Source organism: Pseudomonas sp. FFUP_PS_473, from assembly GCF_002858665.1.
In the GTDB taxonomy this organism is placed as follows: Bacteria; Pseudomonadota; Gammaproteobacteria; order Pseudomonadales; family Pseudomonadaceae; genus Aquipseudomonas; species Aquipseudomonas defluvii.
In genome coordinates, this window is the sequence record NZ_PJQQ01000003.1 from 35,849 (window position 1) to 53,703 (window position 17,855).

General features: G+C 59.9%; 14 protein-coding genes. 8 read left to right on the forward strand and 6 right to left on the reverse strand.

What is annotated here, in order from left to right; all coding sequences use genetic code 11:
- Positions 1-5: 5 nt before the first annotated feature.
- The 4 genes from CYD26_RS02725 to CYD26_RS02740 all read right to left on the reverse strand — a co-directional run bounded on the left by CYD26_RS02725 (position 6) and on the right by CYD26_RS02740 (position 4,483).
- The gene (locus tag CYD26_RS02725) at positions 6-2,261 is read right to left on the reverse strand and encodes an arginine/lysine/ornithine decarboxylase (RefSeq protein WP_102051748.1); all 2,256 of its coding nucleotides are present in this window, start codon (positions 2,259-2,261) and stop codon (positions 6-8) included.
- An 85-nt stretch (positions 2,262-2,346) separates the two neighbouring features.
- Positions 2,347-3,090 carry a DNA polymerase III subunit epsilon gene (dnaQ, locus tag CYD26_RS02730; protein ID WP_065759934.1) on the reverse strand — a complete coding sequence of 248 codons (744 nt, stop codon included), beginning with the start codon at positions 3,088-3,090 and terminating at the stop codon, positions 2,347-2,349.
- Positions 3,091-3,235: 145 nt separating this feature from the next.
- Positions 3,236-3,682, reverse strand: coding sequence for a ribonuclease HI (gene rnhA, locus CYD26_RS02735; protein WP_065759898.1), 447 nt, complete (start codon positions 3,680-3,682; stop codon positions 3,236-3,238).
- A 42-nt stretch (positions 3,683-3,724) separates the two neighbouring features.
- Positions 3,725-4,483, reverse strand: a complete 759-nt coding sequence (locus CYD26_RS02740) for a methyltransferase domain-containing protein (RefSeq protein WP_065759897.1) — start codon at positions 4,481-4,483, stop codon at positions 3,725-3,727.
- A gap of 82 nt (positions 4,484-4,565) precedes the next feature.
- Here CYD26_RS02740 and gloB point away from each other — a divergent pair, with 82 nt between their 5' ends.
- The 8 genes from gloB (at position 4,566) to fabI (ending at position 15,176) form a co-directional block, all read left to right on the forward strand.
- Entirely contained in the window at positions 4,566-5,345 is a 780-nt protein-coding gene (gene gloB, locus CYD26_RS02745) for a hydroxyacylglutathione hydrolase (protein WP_099775321.1), read from the forward strand.
- 99 nt (positions 5,346-5,444) lie between these two features.
- Entirely contained in the window at positions 5,445-6,854 is a 1,410-nt protein-coding gene (locus tag CYD26_RS02750) for a transglycosylase SLT domain-containing protein (protein WP_102051749.1), read from the forward strand.
- A gap of 124 nt (positions 6,855-6,978) precedes the next feature.
- Positions 6,979-8,808: an extracellular solute-binding protein gene (locus tag CYD26_RS02755; RefSeq protein ID WP_178081683.1), complete on the forward strand. Its 1,830-nt coding sequence runs from the start codon at positions 6,979-6,981 to the stop codon at positions 8,806-8,808.
- Positions 8,805-10,655 (forward strand): extracellular solute-binding protein, encoded by a 1,851-nt coding sequence (locus CYD26_RS02760; protein ID WP_102051750.1) that lies wholly within the window; start codon positions 8,805-8,807, stop codon positions 10,653-10,655. The genes CYD26_RS02755 and CYD26_RS02760 overlap by 4 nt, the downstream gene beginning before the upstream one ends.
- Position 10,656: 1 nt before the next feature.
- The gene (locus tag CYD26_RS02765; RefSeq protein WP_065761185.1) at positions 10,657-11,730 is read left to right on the forward strand and encodes a microcin C ABC transporter permease YejB; all 1,074 of its coding nucleotides are present in this window, start codon (positions 10,657-10,659) and stop codon (positions 11,728-11,730) included.
- Between the two features lies 1 nt (position 11,731).
- The gene (locus CYD26_RS02770; protein ID WP_102051751.1) at positions 11,732-12,751 is read left to right on the forward strand and encodes an ABC transporter permease; all 1,020 of its coding nucleotides are present in this window, start codon (positions 11,732-11,734) and stop codon (positions 12,749-12,751) included.
- A gap of 1 nt (position 12,752) precedes the next feature.
- Entirely contained in the window at positions 12,753-14,363 is a 1,611-nt protein-coding gene (locus CYD26_RS02775; RefSeq protein ID WP_102051752.1) for an ABC transporter ATP-binding protein, read from the forward strand.
- A gap of 18 nt (positions 14,364-14,381) precedes the next feature.
- Positions 14,382-15,176, forward strand: a complete 795-nt coding sequence (fabI, locus tag CYD26_RS02780) for an enoyl-ACP reductase FabI (protein ID WP_099775323.1) — start codon at positions 14,382-14,384, stop codon at positions 15,174-15,176.
- Positions 15,177-15,364: 188 nt separating this feature from the next.
- Here the strand turns inward: fabI and CYD26_RS02785 are convergent, their stop codons facing one another.
- Entirely contained in the window at positions 15,365-17,236 is a 1,872-nt protein-coding gene (locus tag CYD26_RS02785; RefSeq protein ID WP_099775324.1) for a SurA N-terminal domain-containing protein, read from the reverse strand.
- 231 nt (positions 17,237-17,467) lie between these two features.
- The gene (locus CYD26_RS02790) at positions 17,468-17,740 is read right to left on the reverse strand and encodes an HU family DNA-binding protein (protein WP_065761180.1); all 273 of its coding nucleotides are present in this window, start codon (positions 17,738-17,740) and stop codon (positions 17,468-17,470) included.
- Positions 17,741-17,855: the final 115 nt, after the last annotated feature.

Sequence of the window (17,855 nt, forward strand, 5' to 3'; positions counted from 1 at the left end):
CCCATTCAGGGCGTAATGCAATCGACGGTATAGACCCGCCCCTGGGCGGTGTCTTCATGCTGGAGCCCATGCACGTCCGCGACAAAGCCGGGAAAACCGGTGTCGAAAGCCCGCGCGAAGGCCAGGTAGTCGATGATTGAGCGTGTCGCCTCGGTGAAGCGCTCACCCGGCATGATCAAGGGTATGCCCGGCGGGTACGGCACCAACATGACGGCGGCAATACGCCCGATCAATTGGTCGATGGGCACCGCCTCCACCTCCCCCCTGATCAGTTTGTCGTAGGCATCGGCCGGCTTCATGACCACCTCCGGCAACCGGGTATACAAACGTTTGAGTTGCTTGGCCGTGGCATTGCTGCGGTAACAGTCGTGCAACTGGTCACACAGGTCACGCAGGCCCAACCGCTGGTAACGCGACGGGGCCAGGTTTGCCACGCACGGCAGGCTTTCGAGCAAGTCGGTATTGGCGTCGTAGTTGCGCTTGAACTCCAGCAGCTCGGTCAGCAAGGTGCTCCACTTGCCCTTGGTAATACCCATGGAAAACAGCACCAGGAAGGAATAGAGCCCGGTCTTTTCCACCACCAGCCCTCGCTCCCAGAGAAACTTGCTGACCACGGCCGCCGGAATCCCGTGCTCGCCCAGCGCACCGTCCGCAGTCAGGCCCGGCATGACCAACGTGACCTTGATCGGATCGAGCAGCACATAGTCATCGGCCACCTCGCCAAACCCGTGCCATGCGGCCTGCGGCTGCAGCAGCCAGTCAGCAGTAGCCACCGCCCGCGCACCTTCGACCCGTGGTGGTTGCCAGACACTGAACCACCAGTCATCGGCGGCGATATGCGTGCGCAGGTTGGCCAGGGCCCGCCTGAAGCTCAACGCTTCATCGAACATTTCCTGTAGTAAAGAACGCCCGGCCGGGCCTTCCATCATCGCCGACGCCACGTCGAGCGACGCCAGGATGCTGTATTGCGGCGACGTGGAAATATGCATCATGAACGCTTCGTTGAAACGGTCTCGGTCCAACTGCCGAGCCCCGCCATCCTGCACATGGATCATCGAAGCCTGGCTGAAGGCTGCCAGCAATTTGTGGGTCGAATGGGTGCTGAACACCAGCGGGCTGTCCGCACTGCGTGACGTTCCCATGGCGAAACGCCCGGCGAAAAACTCATGAAACGCCGCATAGGCATACCAGGCTTCGTCGAAGTGCAGCACCTCGACACTGTTGCCGAGCATCTGCTTGATCAGCTCGGCGTTGTAGCACAGGCCGTCATAGGTCGAGTTGGTCACCACGGCCATTCTCACCTTCGGCGCGCGGCCCTGCGCCAGCGGGTTGGCGTCGATCTTGGCCTGAATCGACTCGCGGCTGAATTCACTCAGCGGGATCGGCCCGATGATGCCCAGTTCGTTGCGTTCAGGGCACAGGTACAAAGGGATTGCACCGGTCATGATAATGGCGTGCAACACTGACTTGTGACAGTTGCGGTCAACCAGCACCAGATCATCGCGAGCGACCATCGCATGCCAGACAATCTTGTTGGCCGTAGAGGTGCCGTTGATCACAAAGAAGGTGTGGTCCGCACCAAAGTTGCGCGCAGCCCGCGCTTCAGCGTCAGCCAGTGGCCCGGTGTGATCGAGCAGCGAGCCAAGCTCCGGCACCGACACCGAGAGATCCGAGCGCAAGGTGTTTTCACCGAAAAACTGGTGGAACGCCTGGCCCACCGGGCTTTTGCGATACGCCACGCCGCCACCGTGCCCCGGCGTATGCCAGGAGTAGTTGGACTGCGCAGTGTGTTGCACCAATGCCTTGAAGAACGGCGGCAACAGCCCGTCCAGGTAATTGTGCGCAGCCCGTGCCACCTGCCGCGCCAAAAACGGTACCGTGTCTTCAAAAAGGTAGAGGATACCGCGCAGCTGGTTCAGCTCGCTCATGGCTTCTGCCGGCGCATTCTCCAGCGTCACTTGCTCGCCCAGGGCAAAGATCGGCAGGTGTGGCGCACGCAGCCGCGCCAGGCGAATGAGCTCGACCATGTTCTGCAGCAGGTGAGTATTCTCCCCGGCACCCTCGGCAGCGATCAGCATGCACGCCAGGCCATGGTGAGTGGACGCCACCAAACGTCCTTCGGCGTAATCCACTGCCGAAAGAATCGCAAAGCCGTCTTGCGTCAGCTCCTGGGCAATGGCGCGTACGCGCTCGCCAGCAACCGTATCAGCCTTGATATCGCGGTGAACGATCAGAACGGGAAACTTAAGATCCTTGTACATGCGCCACCCCACCCCGGAAACGACAGGCCCGAAGAGCCTTTCACTTCACAGGTTAGAAGGTTGCCGCCAGTGTGCAGGAACGACTTCAGTTCGCCTCGTTCATCTGTTGCCACAACGACGGACCACCCGCGGACTTGGCGATCGCTTCCAGGCGGGCAAGATGGGCTTCAAGCTCGCTGGCGTTAGCCCGAATGATTCGTCCAGGCTGACGATCAGCCGGCAACCGGCGAATTTCGCTGCCCTGAATGCTGTTGCCGTTACTGTCTTCGGCACCGTCGGCAGCCAACGAAAGGCTGGTCTGCCCGCCGGTCATGGCCAGGTAGACGTCTGCCAGCAACTCGGAGTCGAGCAACGCGCCGTGCAAGTCGCGACCGGAGTTGTCGATACCGTAGCGTTTGCACAAGGCATCAAGGCTGTTGCGTTGCCCTGGATGACGTTCCCGCGCCATCATCAGGGTGTCGAGCACGTCGCAGTATTGGGTGATGTCAGTGCGGTCGGCGTAACCGGCCAAGGCGAATTCGTTGTTGATGAAACCAACGTCGAACGCCGCGTTATGGATGATCAGCCGCGCACCCTTGATGTATTCATAGAATTCATCGGCGACTTCGGCAAAGCGCGGTTTGCCAATCAGGAACGCATCGGTGATGCCGTGAACGCCGATAGCGCCCTCGTCACTCTCCCGATCCGGTTGCAGGTAAACGTGGAAGTTGCGGCCCGTCAGACGCCGACCAATCACCTCGACACAACCGATCTCGATGATCCGGTGACCGTCGGTAACCGGCATACCGGTGGTTTCGGTATCCAGCACTACCGACCTGTTGTTATGCATCTCCACGCCGGTGATCTCCTGCCGCGCACATCTAGAAAACCGCACCCCGTCACTGATCCGGCCAAGCCGACAGTGACAGGGTGCTCAATTGGGAAAGCCGGGAATTCTACCTCAGCTCCCAGGCATTTGCCGGACCGATTTACGCTCAGCGCAGACCGCGCACTTCATCGACACCGCGGTTGGCCAACTGGTCGGCCCGCTCGTTGCCGTCATGGCCAGTGTGGCCGCGCACCCACTTCCAGGTCACCTGGTGCCGACCGACCTGTTCGTCAAGCTGCTGCCACAGGTCGGCATTCTTCACCGGTTGCTTGGCAGCGGTTTTCCACCCGCGTTTCTTCCAATTGACCATCCACTCGTTAATGCCCTTCATGACATATTCCGAGTCGGTGACCAACAACACTTCGCAACTGCGCTTGAGGGCTTCCAGCGCACGGATGGCGGCCATCAACTCCATACGGTTGTTGGTCGTCTCGCGCTCGCCCCCCCACAACTCCTTTTCCACACCCTTGCAAATCAGCAGGGCGCCCCAGCCACCGGGGCCAGGGTTACCCTTGCAGGCACCATCGGTGTAGATCTCGACGCTTTCGCTCATGTACAGCCTTTTTCATCAGTAATTGCCCCCGAGCCTGCACGCTCAGGGTTCGGAATTGCGTCGGTTGACCTTGGCCATCGGAAGGGGCAGCAACTTGCCCATGGGTTCGCGACGCTCCTGGCGCAGCGGCCGCAGGCCAACCACCATTTTGCGCGCTACCAACAGGTAGACACCACCGCCGACACCCTGCCATCGGCCGGCCAAGCGCTCCCAGCCTTCCAGGCGCTGTTGCCAGGCGGCGGAAGCGAGCGGCGGACGATAGCACCCGAAGCGGCGTTTCTCCAGCGCGAAGCCCAGCAGGTTCAACCAGTCGCCGACGCGAGAGGGCGAGATGCAGCGCGCCTTGCGCAAGGCATCATGGGCAAAGAAATGACGCACTCCCCAGGTACTCCAGGGGTTGATACCGACGATCAATAAATGCCCACCAGGGCGCACGCTGCTGGCGGCCTCGCGCAGCAGGCCATGCGGCGAAAGGCTGAAGTCCAGCCCATGCTGCAGCACGACCACATCAGCGGCGTGCTCACTCAACGGCCAGGCCTGCTCTTCACAGACAATCTCCACCCCTGGCAACGGCGCGCCCAGGCGCACATTGCGTTGCACTTGCGGCGCATTGGGCGGAGCCTCGGCACAAGGGCCGTAATGCACCAGGTAGCCACCGAAGTAACGCCCCAGTTCCTCCTCCAGCAGCCGCTGCTCTTCTTTGAGCAACAACTGCCCCAATGGCCCGCCGAACCAGTCTCTCGCCAGACTGATCAGCTCAAGCCAGTCCGGATCAGCCTGAGCGAACGCTTTGTCGGTCATAGCCCTCTCCCGCTTGCCGGGTTCTCGTGGAACCCCATAGCCTCTAAGATGCACCAATGTCCCACGCTTGGCGAATCGCACCATGATACAGATCGATGCCCTGCCCGCTTTCTCCGATAATTACATCTGGCTGTTGCAGGACCCTGCCAGCCGCCGTTGTGCGGTCGTCGATCCGGGGGACGCCGGCCCCGTGCTCACCTGGCTCGACCATCACCCTGGCTGGCAGTTGAGCGACATTCTGATCACCCACCACCACCACGATCATGTCGGCGGCATCGAAACGCTCAAGGCGACCACCGGCGCCCGGGTGTGCGGCCCGGCTACAGAGCCAATCCCGGCCCGCGACCTGGCCCTGAACGACAACGACCGCCTGCACGTGCTGGGCCTGACGTTCCAGGTGCTGGCAGTGCCCGGTCATACACTGGGGCATATTGCTTATTACAGTAGCCAGACACCAACACCGCTACTGTTCAGCGGCGACACGCTATTCGCCGCAGGCTGCGGTCGCCTGTTCGAAGGCACTGCAGAGCAAATGCACCAGTCACTGCAACGCCTGGCAGCCCTGCCAGCCGAGACGCTGGTCTATTGCACACATGAATACACCCTGAGCAACCTGCGCTTTGCCTGTGCGGTGGAACCACAAAACCCGCATATTGCCCAACGCTTCGCCGACGTTACCCAGTTTCGCGCACACGATCGCATCACATTACCCTCCACGCTGGCACTGGAGAAGCTGACGAACCCCTTTTTGCGCACCGGCGAAACATCCGTTAAAGAAAAAGTGGACGAACGGAATGGCACCCCAAGCGCCTCTCCAAGTACTGTTTTTGCTGGCTTAAGGGCTTGGAAAGATACGTTCTAAGCAGACGCGGCTGGGCACCAAAAGTTCTGAGAGGTTGACCACCCCCCGGCTGCTTTCTAGAATCGCCCGACATTTTTGCCAGGAACTTACTTCCAGCCAATGTCGTCCCTTAGCCGCAGAACCCTCAATTCCGTCACCCTGACGCGCGTCGCACAAGCTGTCGCGCTGGCTCTGACTGCCACGCTCGTGGGCTGCCAGAGCACCAGTCATATGGGTGACTCCGAGAGCGTTCGCGCGCACAACTACCAGGCCCGACTGAAGCAAAAACCGGTCTTCATCCACGACAAGCCTGCACAACAGGCACCGGATGATGTCTGGGAGCGCATGCGTCAGGGCTTCAAGTTGCAGGACGATATCGGGGTCAACCCGCGCATCGAGCAACAGCGCCTGTGGTTTGCCAGTAACCCTTCGCACCTGGAAACAGTCGGTGACCGCGGCAGCCTGTACATGCATTACATCGTCGAGCGTCTTGAAGAGCGCGACATGCCGCTGGAACTGGCACTGCTACCCGCGATCGAGAGCGCCTACAACCCCCTGGCGTATTCACGCGCCCATGCGGTCGGCCTATGGCAGTTCATCCCCTCGACCGGGCGGCACTTCAACCTGCGCCAAACGCGTTTCTATGATGGTCGGCGCGACATTACCGCGTCGACCAACGCAGCGCTGGACTACCTGTCACGCCTGCACGACATGTTCAACGGCGACTGGCTGCTGGCACTGGCGGCCTACAACGCCGGCGAAGGCACCGTGAGCCGCGCCATTGAGCGTAACGAACGTCTCGGCCTGCCGACCGACTACTGGAACCTGCCGCTCCCCAAGGAAACCCGCGACTACGTGCCCAAGCTGCTGGCACTCTCGCAAGTTGTGCTGACACCACAGGCTTACGGCGTAAACCTCAACCCGATTGCCAATGAACCCTACTTCGAGGCCATCGAGATCAAGGACCGCCTGGACCTTTCGCGCGTGGCGGCCCTGGCCGAAATCGACGAAGACGAGATGTATCAGCTCAACCCGGCCTTCAAGAAACGCATGACGGTCGATGGCCCACAGCAACTGCTGGTCCCCACGGCCAAAGCGCAACTGCTCACGACCAGCCTGTCGAACATGAAGCCCGAAGAGTTGCTCAGCTTGCAGCCCAAGCCGGCCGTGTTCAAAGCCGCCTTGGCAGAAGAGGAACCCAGCACAGCGGGTACCGCACGTAGCTACCGGGTCAAGCGGGGGGACAACCTCGCCAGCATTGCCAAAGCCAACCGTGTCAGCGTCAACGATCTGCAACGCTGGAACAAGCTTTCCGGGCGCAACGTCAAGGTCGGCCAGACCCTTGCCTTGCGCGACACCAAAGGTGCCGTGAAGCAACGCTCCACCCAGTACAAGGTGCGCAAAGGTGACTCGCTGTACATGGTCGCCAAACGCTTCAACGTCGAAATGCAGCACCTCAAGCGCTGGAATCCGAGCACCGCGCACGCACTCAAACCAGGCCAGACACTGACCGTCTATCTGCCTCATTGAGGCCGCACGGCACATCAACTCGGTGCCGCGCCGCCCCTGTGCGACCCGGTACTCTTTTTCCTGTCGATACAAGCTGTTACTGTAGCCAGACCAAAGCCCAAGCCGCCTGGAATGGATCCCCGACTTGATACGCCCCCTCCTGCTGTCAATCAGCCTGGCCTTGAGCTTTCCTGCGGGCGCAACAATCATCGAAAGCCATGGTTACGCCCAGTTTGGCACGCTCAAGTATCCAGCCAAGTTCACCCATTTTGACTGGGTCAATCCGCAAGCGCCCAAGGGCGGTACGTTGCGGGCCATGGCCTTTGGCACATTCGATACGCTCAACCCCTATACCTTCAAGGGCAGCAGCCCGGTAACCACGCCGAACTTCCTGCAGTATGGCGTGAGCGAGCTGAACGAAACCCTCATGGTCGGCACCGGCCAGTACGATCCTTCCGGCGATGAGCCGACGTCCAGCTACGGCTTGATCGCCCGCTCGGTCGAGTACAGCGAGGACCGTAGCTGGGTGGTGTTCAACTTGCGTCCTGAAGCGCGCTTCCACGACGGCGTCCCGATTACCGCGACAGACGTCGCGTTTTCCTATCGCACGCTTCTCAAGGAAGGTCATCCGCTTTACCGCACCAACCTGCAGGAAGTACAACGGGTCGACATCCTCAGCCCTCAGCGGATTCGTTTCGTGTTCAAACGCGCTGGCAATCCACTGTTGATCCTGCGCCTGGGCGAGATGCCGGTACTGCCGCAGCACTACTGGAAAACACGCGATTTCAAGGCCACAACCTTCGAACCGCCCTTGGGCAGCGGACCGTACCGCATTGTTCAGGTACAGCCCGGCAGAAGCCTGGTGTTCGAGCGGGTCAGTAACTATTGGGGCAAGGACCTGGCGGTCAATCGTGGCAAGTACAACTTCGACCGGGTTGAGTTCGAGTTCTACCGCGACAGCGATGTTGCGTTTGAAGCCTTCAAGGCGGGCGAATTCGACATCTATATCGAACACCAGGCGAAGAACTGGGCCAATAGCTATACCTTCCCTGCCGTACGTCGCGGCGAGGTGATCAAGGCGCAGATCCCGCACCAGATTCCAACCCAGACCCAAGGCCTGTTCATGAACAGCCGCCGGGCGACCTTTGCCGACACCCGGGTTCGCCAGGCACTGGGCCTGATGCTGGATTTCGAATGGACCAACCGCACCCTGTTCAGTAGCGCCTACCAGCGCGCGACCAGTTTCTACCCAAACAGCGAGTTCAGCGCCACTGGCTTGCCTGTCGGGCAAGAATGGCTAATGCTTTCGCCCTACCGCAACCAACTGCCGCCAGAACTGTTCACCCAGCCGTTCAAGGTCAGCAGCACCGAAGGCCGGGGCATTGGCCGGGATACCTTGCGCCAGGCCCTGACACTGCTCAACCAGGCGGGCTGGAAACTGAGCGGACAACGCCTGCTCAACGCCAAGGGGCAACCCTTGAAACTGGAGATCCTGCTGGTCAACCCAAACCTGGAGCGGATTCTGCAACCTTATGTCGAAAATCTGGCGAGCATCGGGATCGATGCACGCTTGCGCACCGTTGACCGCGCCCAGTACAAACAGCGGCTGGACCAGTTCGATTTCGACATGATTCTGATGACGCTCAACCAGACCCTCAGCCCGGGTCTTGAACAGTGGCAGTATTTCCATTCAAGCCAGGCCGCGGTCAAAGGCAGCAAAAACTATGCAGGGGTCAAGGACCCGGTGGTCGACCACTTGCTGGAGGTACTGCTCGCCGCAAAAAGCCGGGACGAGCAGGTCGCGGCCACTCGCGCACTGGACCGGGTACTGCTCTGGCAGCACTACATGACTCCCAACTGGTACCTGAACAATCACCGCCTGGCCTACCGCAATCGGTTCGCCTTCGTCGCCACACCGCCCTATACCCTGGGCCTTAACAGTTGGTGGCTCAAGCCTTCGGAGAATGCCCAATGACGCCATTGCCCGGCTTTCGCATACTGGCTGGCCTGTTGCTTGCTGGCCTCAGCCTGCAGACCCTGGCCGCGCCGCAACATGCGCTGACCCTGTACAACGAAGCGCCGAAGTACCCAGCCAATTTCAAGCACTTTGATTACGTCAACCCGGACGCGCCCAAGGGCGGCACCTTCCGCCAGAATGGCTTCGGCAGCTTCGACAGCCTAAACCCATTCATCAACAAGGGCGTCTCGGCGGACAACCTCGACCTGATCTACGACACCCTGGCCCGCGCCAGCCTGGACGAACCGTTCAGCGAATACGGCTTGCTGGCACAACAGATCGAAAAGGCCCCGGACAACAGCTGGGTGCGCTTCTACCTGCGCCCGGAAGCCCGCTTCCACGACGGCCACCCAGTACGCGCCGAGGACGTGGTGTTCACCTTCAACATGCTGATCAAGCACGGCGCCCCACTTTACCGCGGCTACTATGCCGACGTTGCGGAAGTGGTCGCCGAAGATCCGCTGCGGGTGCTGTTCAAGTTCAAGCACAACAACAACCGCGAGCTGCCGCTGATTCTCGGGCAGATCGCCGTATTGCCCAAACACTGGTGGGAAGGTCGTGACTTCACCAAGGGCAACCTGGAAATCCCGCTGGGCAGCGGGCCTTACACCATCGCCGAGGTCAAGCCCGGGCGCTCAATTCGCTACGTGCGCGACAAGAACTACTGGGGCAAGGACCTGCCGGTCAACCGTGGTTTCTACAACTTCGACCAGATGACGGTCGATTACTACCGCGACAACACCGTCGCACTGCAGGCACTCAAGGCAGGGCAGTTCGATTATTGGCTGGAAAGCAGCGCCAAAAACTGGGCAACGGCCTACGACACGCCAGCGGTACGCGAAGGTCGCCTGATCCGTGAAGAAATCCCCAACGGCCTGCCCACCGGCATGCAAGGCTTCGTCTTCAACCTGCGTCGTCCTGTGTTCCAGGATGTGCGGGTACGGGAAGCCCTGAGCCTGCTGCTGGACTTCGAGTGGACCAACAAGCAGTTGTTCAACGGCGCCTATACCCGCACCGGCAGCTACTTTGAAAACTCCGAGATGGCTGCCCGTGGCCTGCCTGATGCCGCCGAACTGAAGATCCTTGAACCCCTGCGCAGCAAGGTTCCCGAGCAAGTCTTCACCCAGGCCTTCGCCAACCCGGTCACCGATGGCAGCGGCATGATCCGTGAACAGCAGCGCAAGGCCTACAAGCTGCTGCAGGAGGCCGGCTGGAGCATCAAGGATGACAAGATGGTCGATGCCCAGGGCAAACCGCTGAAAATCGAATTTCTGCTGGCCCAGACCGAGTTCGAGCGTGTCCTGCTGCCCTACAAACGCAACCTGGCCGACCTTGGTATCGATCTGACCCTTCGCCGGGTGGACGTTGCCGAATACGTCAACCGCCTGCGCTCACGTGACTTCGACATGATCGTCAGCGGCTTCCCGCAATCCAACTCCCCGGGCAACGAGCAGCGTGAGTATTGGCAAAGCGCCAGTGCCGACAACCCGGGCAGCCGCAATTTCATGGGCCTGAAAGACCCCGCCGTGGATTCGCTGGTGGAATCGCTGATCAACGCCGAATCGCGGCAAGACCTGATCGCCCATACCCGCGCACTCGACCGCGTATTGCTATGGGGTTACTACGTGGTACCCAACTGGCACATCAAAACCTGGCGCGTGGCCTACTGGAACCATATCGGCCATCCGCAAACCCCGCCCAAGTTCGACATTGGCATCAACACCTGGTGGATCAAACCCAGTACTACCCCTGTGATGCCCGTAGCAGCACCGACCGAGACTGCATCGACGAGCGGAGCACACTAGTATGCTGGCCTATACCCTACGCCGCCTGCTGCTGATTATCCCGACCCTGCTGGGCATCCTGGTCATCAACTTCATCATCATCCAGGCCGCCCCCGGTGGCCCGGTAGAGCAGATGATCGCCAAACTCGAAGGTTTCGAGGGGGCCACCAGCCGGATTGCCGGCGGCGGCGCCGAAGTGTCGGTAGCCGGTTCCAACTACCGCGGCGCGCAAGGCCTGGACCCGGCCCTGATCAAGGAAATCGAGCGCATGTACGGCTTCGACAAGTCGGCGCCGGAACGCCTGTGGATCATGATCAAGAACTATGCCCGGCTCGATTTCGGTGAAAGCTTCTTCCGCGATGCCAAGGTCATCGACCTTATCGCAGAAAAGCTCCCGGTCTCGATTTCCCTGGGGCTGTGGAGCACCCTGATCATGTACCTGGTCTCGATCCCCCTGGGCATCGCCAAGGCCACCCGCCACGGCAGCCATTTCGACGTCTGGACCAGTTCGGCGATCATCATCGGCTACGCAATCCCGGCGTTTCTGTTTGCCATTCTGCTGATCGTATTGTTCGCAGGGGGCAGCTACTTCGACTGGTTCCCGCTGCGCGGCCTGACGTCGAACAACTTCGATGAACTGAGCACCACCGGCAAGATCCTCGACTACTTCTGGCACCTGGTACTACCGGTGACCGCACTGGTAATCGGCAACTTCGCGACCATGACCCTGCTGACCAAGAACAGCTTCCTTGACGAGATCAACAAGCAGTATGTGGTCACCGCCAAGGCCAAGGGCCTGAGCAATAACCGTGTGCTTTACGGGCATGTGTTCCGCAATGCCATGCTGCTGGTGATTGCCGGCTTCCCTTCGGCTTTCATCGGCATTTTCTTCACTGGCTCGCTGTTGGTGGAGGTGATTTTCTCGCTCGACGGCCTGGGCCTGATGAGCTTCGAGGCAGCCATCAACCGTGACTACCCGGTGGTGTTCGGCACGCTGTTCATCTTCACCTTGCTGGGGCTGGTCGTGAAACTGATCGGCGACCTGACCTACACCCTGGTCGACCCACGTATCGACTTTGAAAGCCGGGAGCAATGAGATGAAACTGTCACCGCTCAATCGCCGGCGTTTTGAACGCTTCAAAGCCAACCGCCGTGGCTGGTGGTCGCTCTGGCTGTTCCTGATCCTGTTCGGCCTGAGCCTGGGCGCGGAACTGATCGCCAACGATAAACCCCTCGCCGTGCGCTACGACGGCCAATGGTACTTCCCGGCGGTCAAACGCTACCCGGAAACCACCTTTGGCGGCGAGTTTCCGCTGGAGCCCAACTACAAGAGCCCGTACATCCGCGAACTGCTGGCCGCCAAGGACAGCTGGGTACTCTGGGCGCCCATTCCTTTCAGCTACCAGAGCATCAACTATGACCTGAAAGTCCCCGCCCCCGCGCCACCCTCGGCACAGAACTGGCTGGGCACCGACGACCAGGGGCGCGATGTGCTGGCGCGGGTAATCTATGGCTTTCGGATCTCGGTGCTGTTCGCACTGACCCTGACAATCCTGAGCTCGATCATCGGCGTGATCAGCGGCGCCCTGCAGGGTTTCTATGGTGGCTGGGTAGACCTGGCCGGGCAGCGCTTCCTGGAGATCTGGTCAGGCTTGCCAGTGCTTTACCTGCTGATCATCCTGGCCAGTTTCGTGCAGCCGAACTTCTGGTGGCTACTGGGCATCATGCTGTTGTTTTCCTGGATGAGCCTGGTCGACGTGGTGCGTGCCGAATTCCTGCGCGGGCGCAATCTGGAGTACGTGCGTGCGGCGCGAGCCCTCGGCATGCAAAATGGCGCGATCATGTTCCGGCATATCCTGCCCAACGCCATGGTCTCGACCATGACCTTCATGCCCTTCATTCTCACCGGCGCAATCGGCACCCTGACCGCACTGGACTTCCTCGGCTTCGGCCTGCCGCCTGGCGCTCCATCGCTGGGTGAACTGGTCGCACAGGGCAAGTCCAACCTGCAAGCACCGTGGCTGGGTATCAGTGCGTTTGCGGTACTGGCGCTGATGCTTAGCCTGCTGGTGTTCATCGGTGAATCCGCCCGCGATGCCTTCGACCCGAGGAAATAAGATGAATCAGGACAATTTGATCGAAGTCCGCGACCTTTCCGTCGAATTCGTCGTCGGCGACCAGATACAACGGGCCGTCGAACATATCAGTTTCGATGTTCGCCGCGGCGAGACGCTGGCCCTGGTGGGCGAAAGCGGCTCAGGCAAATCGGTGACGGCTCACTCGATCCTGCGCCTGCTGCCCTACCCGATCGCCCGCCACCCCTCCGGCAGCATCCACTATGAGCAACGCGACCTGCTGAAACTGGACGAAAAGCAAATGCGCCACATCCGTGGCAACCGCATTGCGATGATCTTCCAGGAACCGATGACCTCGCTGAACCCGCTGCACACCATCGAAAAGCAGATCAACGAAATACTGCTGCTGCACAAAGGCCTGACGGGTAAAGCCGCCACCGAGCGCACCCTGGAGTTGCTGGACCTGGTGGGAATTCCCGAACCGGTCAAACGCCTCAAGGCGCTCCCGCATGAGCTTTCTGGTGGCCAACGTCAACGGGTAATGATCGCCATGGCCCTGGCCAACGAGCCGGAGTTGCTGATCGCCGACGAACCAACCACCGCCCTGGACGTGACCGTCCAACTGAAAATTCTCAACTTGCTCAGGGAGCTGCAGTCGCGGCTGGGCATGGCCATGCTGCTGATCAGCCATGATTTGAACCTGGTAAAAAGAATTGCACATCGCGTATGTGTCATGCAGCGCGGTTGCATCGTCGAACAAGCGTCGTGCAACGAATTGTTCAGTGCTCCACAGCATCCGTATACCCAGATGCTGCTGGGCGCAGAGCCCAGTGGGCAGCCTGCGAACAACCCGATCGGCAAGCCGCTACTGGAGGTCGAAGACCTGCGTGTGTGGTTCCCGATCAAAAAAGGCCTGATGCGACGAACAGTCGATTACGTCAAGGCGGTGGACGGCATCAATTTCAGCCTGCCTCAGGGCCAAACCCTAGGGATTGTTGGCGAGAGTGGTTCCGGAAAGTCCACGCTGGGTTTGGCGATTCTGCGGTTGCTGCACAGCCAAGGTGCCATACGTTTTCAAGGAAAGGCGCTAGACTGCCTTTCTCAGCAACAGGTTCGGCCGTTCCGACGGCAGATGCAAGTGGTCTTCCAGGACCCTTTCGGCAGCCTCAGCCCACGTATGTGCGTGAGCGATATCGTCGGTGAGGGCCTGCGCATCCATCGGATTGGCACGGCAGCAGAACAGGAACAGGCGATCATAGAGGCACTCAAGGAGGTAGGGCTGGATCCGGAAACCCGGCACCGCTACCCTCACGAGTTCTCTGGAGGCCAGCGACAACGAATTGCCATTGCCCGGGCATTGGTATTGAAACCGGCACTGATACTGCTGGACGAGCCCACTTCGGCGCTCGACCGGACCGTTCAGCGCCAAGTGGTGGAGCTGCTGCGTTCGCTGCAGACCAAGTACAACCTGACCTACTTGTTTATCAGCCATGACCTGGCGGTGATCAAGGCGCTAAGCCACCAACTGATCGTGGTCAAGCAGGGCCAGGTGGTTGAACAAGGTCCGGCGGCAAGCATTTTCGCTGCACCGCAACATACTTATACACAGCAGCTGCTGGAAGCGGCCTTTTTGGCCCCAACAGCTGTCGATTAACCTGAAGAGGAACAACACATGGGTTTTCTCGCCGGTAAGCGCGTACTGATCGTCGGTGTCGCAAGCAAACTGTCCATCGCATCCGGTATTGCTGCCGCCATGCATCGCGAGGGCGCAGAACTTGCCTTCACCTACCAGAACGAAAAGCTCAAGGGCCGCGTCGAAGAGTTCGCCGCTGGCTGGGGCTCCAGCCCTGAGCTGTGCTTCCCCTGTGACGTTGCCAGCGACGAAGAGATCGCCAAGGTCTTCGAGGAACTGAGCAAGAAGTGGGACGGCCTGGATTGCATCGTGCACTCGGTTGGCTTCGCCCCGGGCGACCAACTGGATGGCGACTTCACCGAGGTCACCACCCGCGAAGGTTTCCGCATCGCCCACGACATCAGCGCCTACAGCTTCGTCGCCCTGGCCAAGGCCGGTCGCGAAATGATGAAAGGCCGTAATGGCAGCCTGCTGACCCTGTCCTACCTGGGCGCAGAGCGCACCATGCCGAACTACAACGTCATGGGCATGGCCAAGGCCAGCCTGGAAGCCGGCGTACGCTACCTGGCCGGCAGCCTGGGCCCAGAGGGCACCCGCGTGAACGCCGTTTCCGCTGGCCCGATCCGTACACTGGCTGCCTCCGGCATCAAGAGCTTCCGCAAGATGCTGGCTGCCAACGAAGCCCAGACCCCACTGCGTCGTAACGTCACCATCGAGGAAGTCGGCAACGCTGGCGCCTTCCTCTGCTCCGACCTGGCGTCGGGCATCAGCGGCGAAATCATGTACGTAGACGGCGGCTTCAACACCACCGCCATGGGCGATCTCTCCGAGTAAGCCACAGCCGTAGTTGCAAACAAACCCCCGCTTTTTAGCGGGGGTTTGTATTTGTGGGCCAACGATACAGACGCCAAGCCTGCATCCCACAGGAAGCTGTAGGCCGTGGCACTTGCCCCAAACAAAAGCCCCTGGCCTTTCGGTCAGGGGCTTTGTCGGTTGCCGTTGCTGCTCTAGAGGAACGTCACTCAGTAGCGAGTGATGTCCGCCTTGGCTTCCAACTGCTTGCGGTAGGCTGCAAAGTCTTGCTGGCCAGCACGCGACGCCAGGAAGCGACGGTAGGCCGACTTCTCTTCGTCAGTGGCCGCAGAACCTTCGTTGACGCCATCCAGACGCAGTACAACGAAGCTGCCATCGGCCAGGCTGACACTGCCGAAGAGCGGCTTGTCCTTGGCTTCAGGCTTGCCCATGCGGAACAGGGCTTGCAGCTCTACAGGATCAATACCGTCCTGATTACGCGTCACTGCTTCCTGTACCTTCCAGCTCTGGCCCTCATACGCCGCTGTCGGCGCGATCTTGCCGTCACGCAGGCCGGCAATCAGGGCTTCGCCTTTAGCCTTCACAGCAGCACTGGCGTGCTCCTTGGCCAGGTGCTTGCGAATGCTGTCGGCGACCGCTTCCAGCGGCAGCTGGGCCGGCTTGCGATGCTCTTTGACGCGAATGACCACGACCGTTTCAGGGTCCAGCTCGATGGACGAACTGTTAGCGCCCTCTTCCATGACTTCAGGGCTGAACGCCGCCTGAATCACAGCACGGTTAGCCGTCACGCCTTCGCCACCTTCACGACCGAAAGGCTCGGACGTCTTGACCTTCAAGCCCAGCTCCTGAGCTGGCTGGCTCAGGTCGGAGGCCTCGAATGCGGAGTCAACCAGTTGCTTGGTCGCCTCGACAAAGCGCTGCTCGACCTGCTGCGTCTTCAACTCTCGCGTCAGCTTGTCTTTCAGGCTGGCGAAACTTGGCACCTCAGGTGCTTGCACACCCAACAGCTTGATCAGGTGAAAGCCGTAGTCGGTACGAACCGGGGCCGACACTTGATCCTTGTCCAGCGCGTACAGCGCCTCTTCGAAAGCCGGGTCGTAAACGCCCTGACCCGCAAAGCCGAGGTCACCGCCATTGCTGGCCGAGCCCGGGTCCTGCGAAAACTCCTTGGCCAGCGCGGCAAAGTCTTCACCTTTGGCCAGGCGCTGTTGAATCTCTTCGATACGAGCCTTGGCCTGCGCTTCATTCACCTTGTCGTTGACTTCGATGAGGATGTGCGCGGCATGACGCTGCTCGGCGAGGCCGGAAATTTCTTTCTCATACAGCGCCTGAAGCTCATCTTCATTGACACTGACCTGATCGAAGAACGCGGACTTCTTCAGCTCCAGGTAGTCGATGACCACTTGATCCGGGCTCATGAACTCCTTGGCGTGCGCGTCGTAGTGAGCCTTGATCTCGTCGTCGCTCACCTTGCTCGCAGCAACATCTGCCTTGAAGGTGATGGAGGCGAAGTCACGGGTCTGTTTTTCCAGACGGGCGAATGCTTCAACCTGCGAGTCGGTCACAAAACCGCTTCCGGCAAGGCCGGTACGCAGTTGGCCAATGAGCATTTCCTGCGCCAGCATTTCGCGGAACTGCAGACGGCCGTAACCCATCTGCCGAATGACCTGGTCGAAGCGCTCGGCACTGAACTTGCCGTCAACCTGGAACTCCGGCGTCTGCAGGATCAGTTGATCCAGCGCCGCTTCGGAGAACGCGAACTTGGCATCGTGGGCCCCTTGAAGCAGCAACTTGCGATCGATCAGCCCCTTGAGTGCCGCTTCGCGCAACATGTTTTCATCCAACAGGGAGGCGTCGAAATCCTTGCCCAACTGTTGCATCAGCTGACGACGTTGCATGTCGACCGCTTGGCTCAGCTCGTTCTGGCTAATGGCATCGCCATTGACCTTGGCAGCGTCCTGGCTGTGGCTGGTGGCCTGGAAGATGGCATCGACGCCGGTCAGCGCCATCAAGGCTACGATGACACCGATGATGGTCTTGGCAATCCAACCTTGTGAATTGTCCCTGATATTCTGCAGCATGCGTCCCCCAGAAACGGTTGTACTGATAAAGCAACCGTGGAGCGTGGGTAGAGTCCTGATAGAAGAAAGGCGCATCCGAGGATGCGCCTTCTCGTAGCTGGCGAAGCGGTCGAAAGCCGGATATCTAAGCTTTCGGAGGAGACGCCTCTCGAGAGGCTTGCCCCCTTTGCGCTTCGCTGTCGAACCAGGCCATGGCCTTATTCGACGAGGCGTAAGCCCGAAAGAAGCGACTTAGTTGACGGCTTCTTTCAGTGCTTTACCAGCTTTGAAGCCTGGCTTCTTGGCAGCAGGGATTTCCAGAGTCTTACCGGTTTGCGGGTTACGGCCGGTACGCGCAGGACGGTCGGTCACGGAGAACGTGCCGAAGCCTACCAGTACAACCGAGTCACCTGCCTTCAGGGCGCCGGTGACGGAGTCGATTACTGCATCCAGCGCACGGCCAGCTACAGCTTTCGGGATGTCAGCAGATGCAGCGATAGCGTCAATCAGTTCCGACTTGTTCACTCTAAGTCCCCTTATATCTCTATTGAGTTTGTTTCTAAGTATGTAATCAAAGCAAAACGATGCTGGGTGGCCAGTTGGCATTTAAGTGCCGCCCTATAACAAAGGCTCTAACTGC

Coding starts and splice junctions, on each gene's coding strand:
- CYD26_RS02740 (WP_065759897.1), bottom strand. CDS start 4,483: ATGACCGACAAAGCGTTCGCTCAGGCTGATCCGGACTGGCTTGAGCTG.
- CYD26_RS02760 (WP_102051750.1), top strand. CDS start 8,805: ATGACGCCATTGCCCGGCTTTCGCATACTGGCTGGCCTGTTGCTTGCT.
- CYD26_RS02775 (WP_102051752.1), top strand. CDS start 12,753: ATGAATCAGGACAATTTGATCGAAGTCCGCGACCTTTCCGTCGAATTC.
- dnaQ (WP_065759934.1), bottom strand. CDS start 3,090: ATGCATAACAACAGGTCGGTAGTGCTGGATACCGAAACCACCGGTATG.
- CYD26_RS02725 (WP_102051748.1), bottom strand. CDS start 2,261: ATGTACAAGGATCTTAAGTTTCCCGTTCTGATCGTTCACCGCGATATC.
- CYD26_RS02770 (WP_102051751.1), top strand. CDS start 11,732: ATGAAACTGTCACCGCTCAATCGCCGGCGTTTTGAACGCTTCAAAGCC.
- CYD26_RS02765 (WP_065761185.1), top strand. CDS start 10,657: ATGCTGGCCTATACCCTACGCCGCCTGCTGCTGATTATCCCGACCCTG.
- CYD26_RS02785 (WP_099775324.1), bottom strand. CDS start 17,236: ATGCTGCAGAATATCAGGGACAATTCACAAGGTTGGATTGCCAAGACC.
- rnhA (WP_065759898.1), bottom strand. CDS start 3,682: ATGAGCGAAAGCGTCGAGATCTACACCGATGGTGCCTGCAAGGGTAAC.
- gloB (WP_099775321.1), top strand. CDS start 4,566: ATGATACAGATCGATGCCCTGCCCGCTTTCTCCGATAATTACATCTGG.
- fabI (WP_099775323.1), top strand. CDS start 14,382: ATGGGTTTTCTCGCCGGTAAGCGCGTACTGATCGTCGGTGTCGCAAGC.
- CYD26_RS02750 (WP_102051749.1), top strand. CDS start 5,445: ATGTCGTCCCTTAGCCGCAGAACCCTCAATTCCGTCACCCTGACGCGC.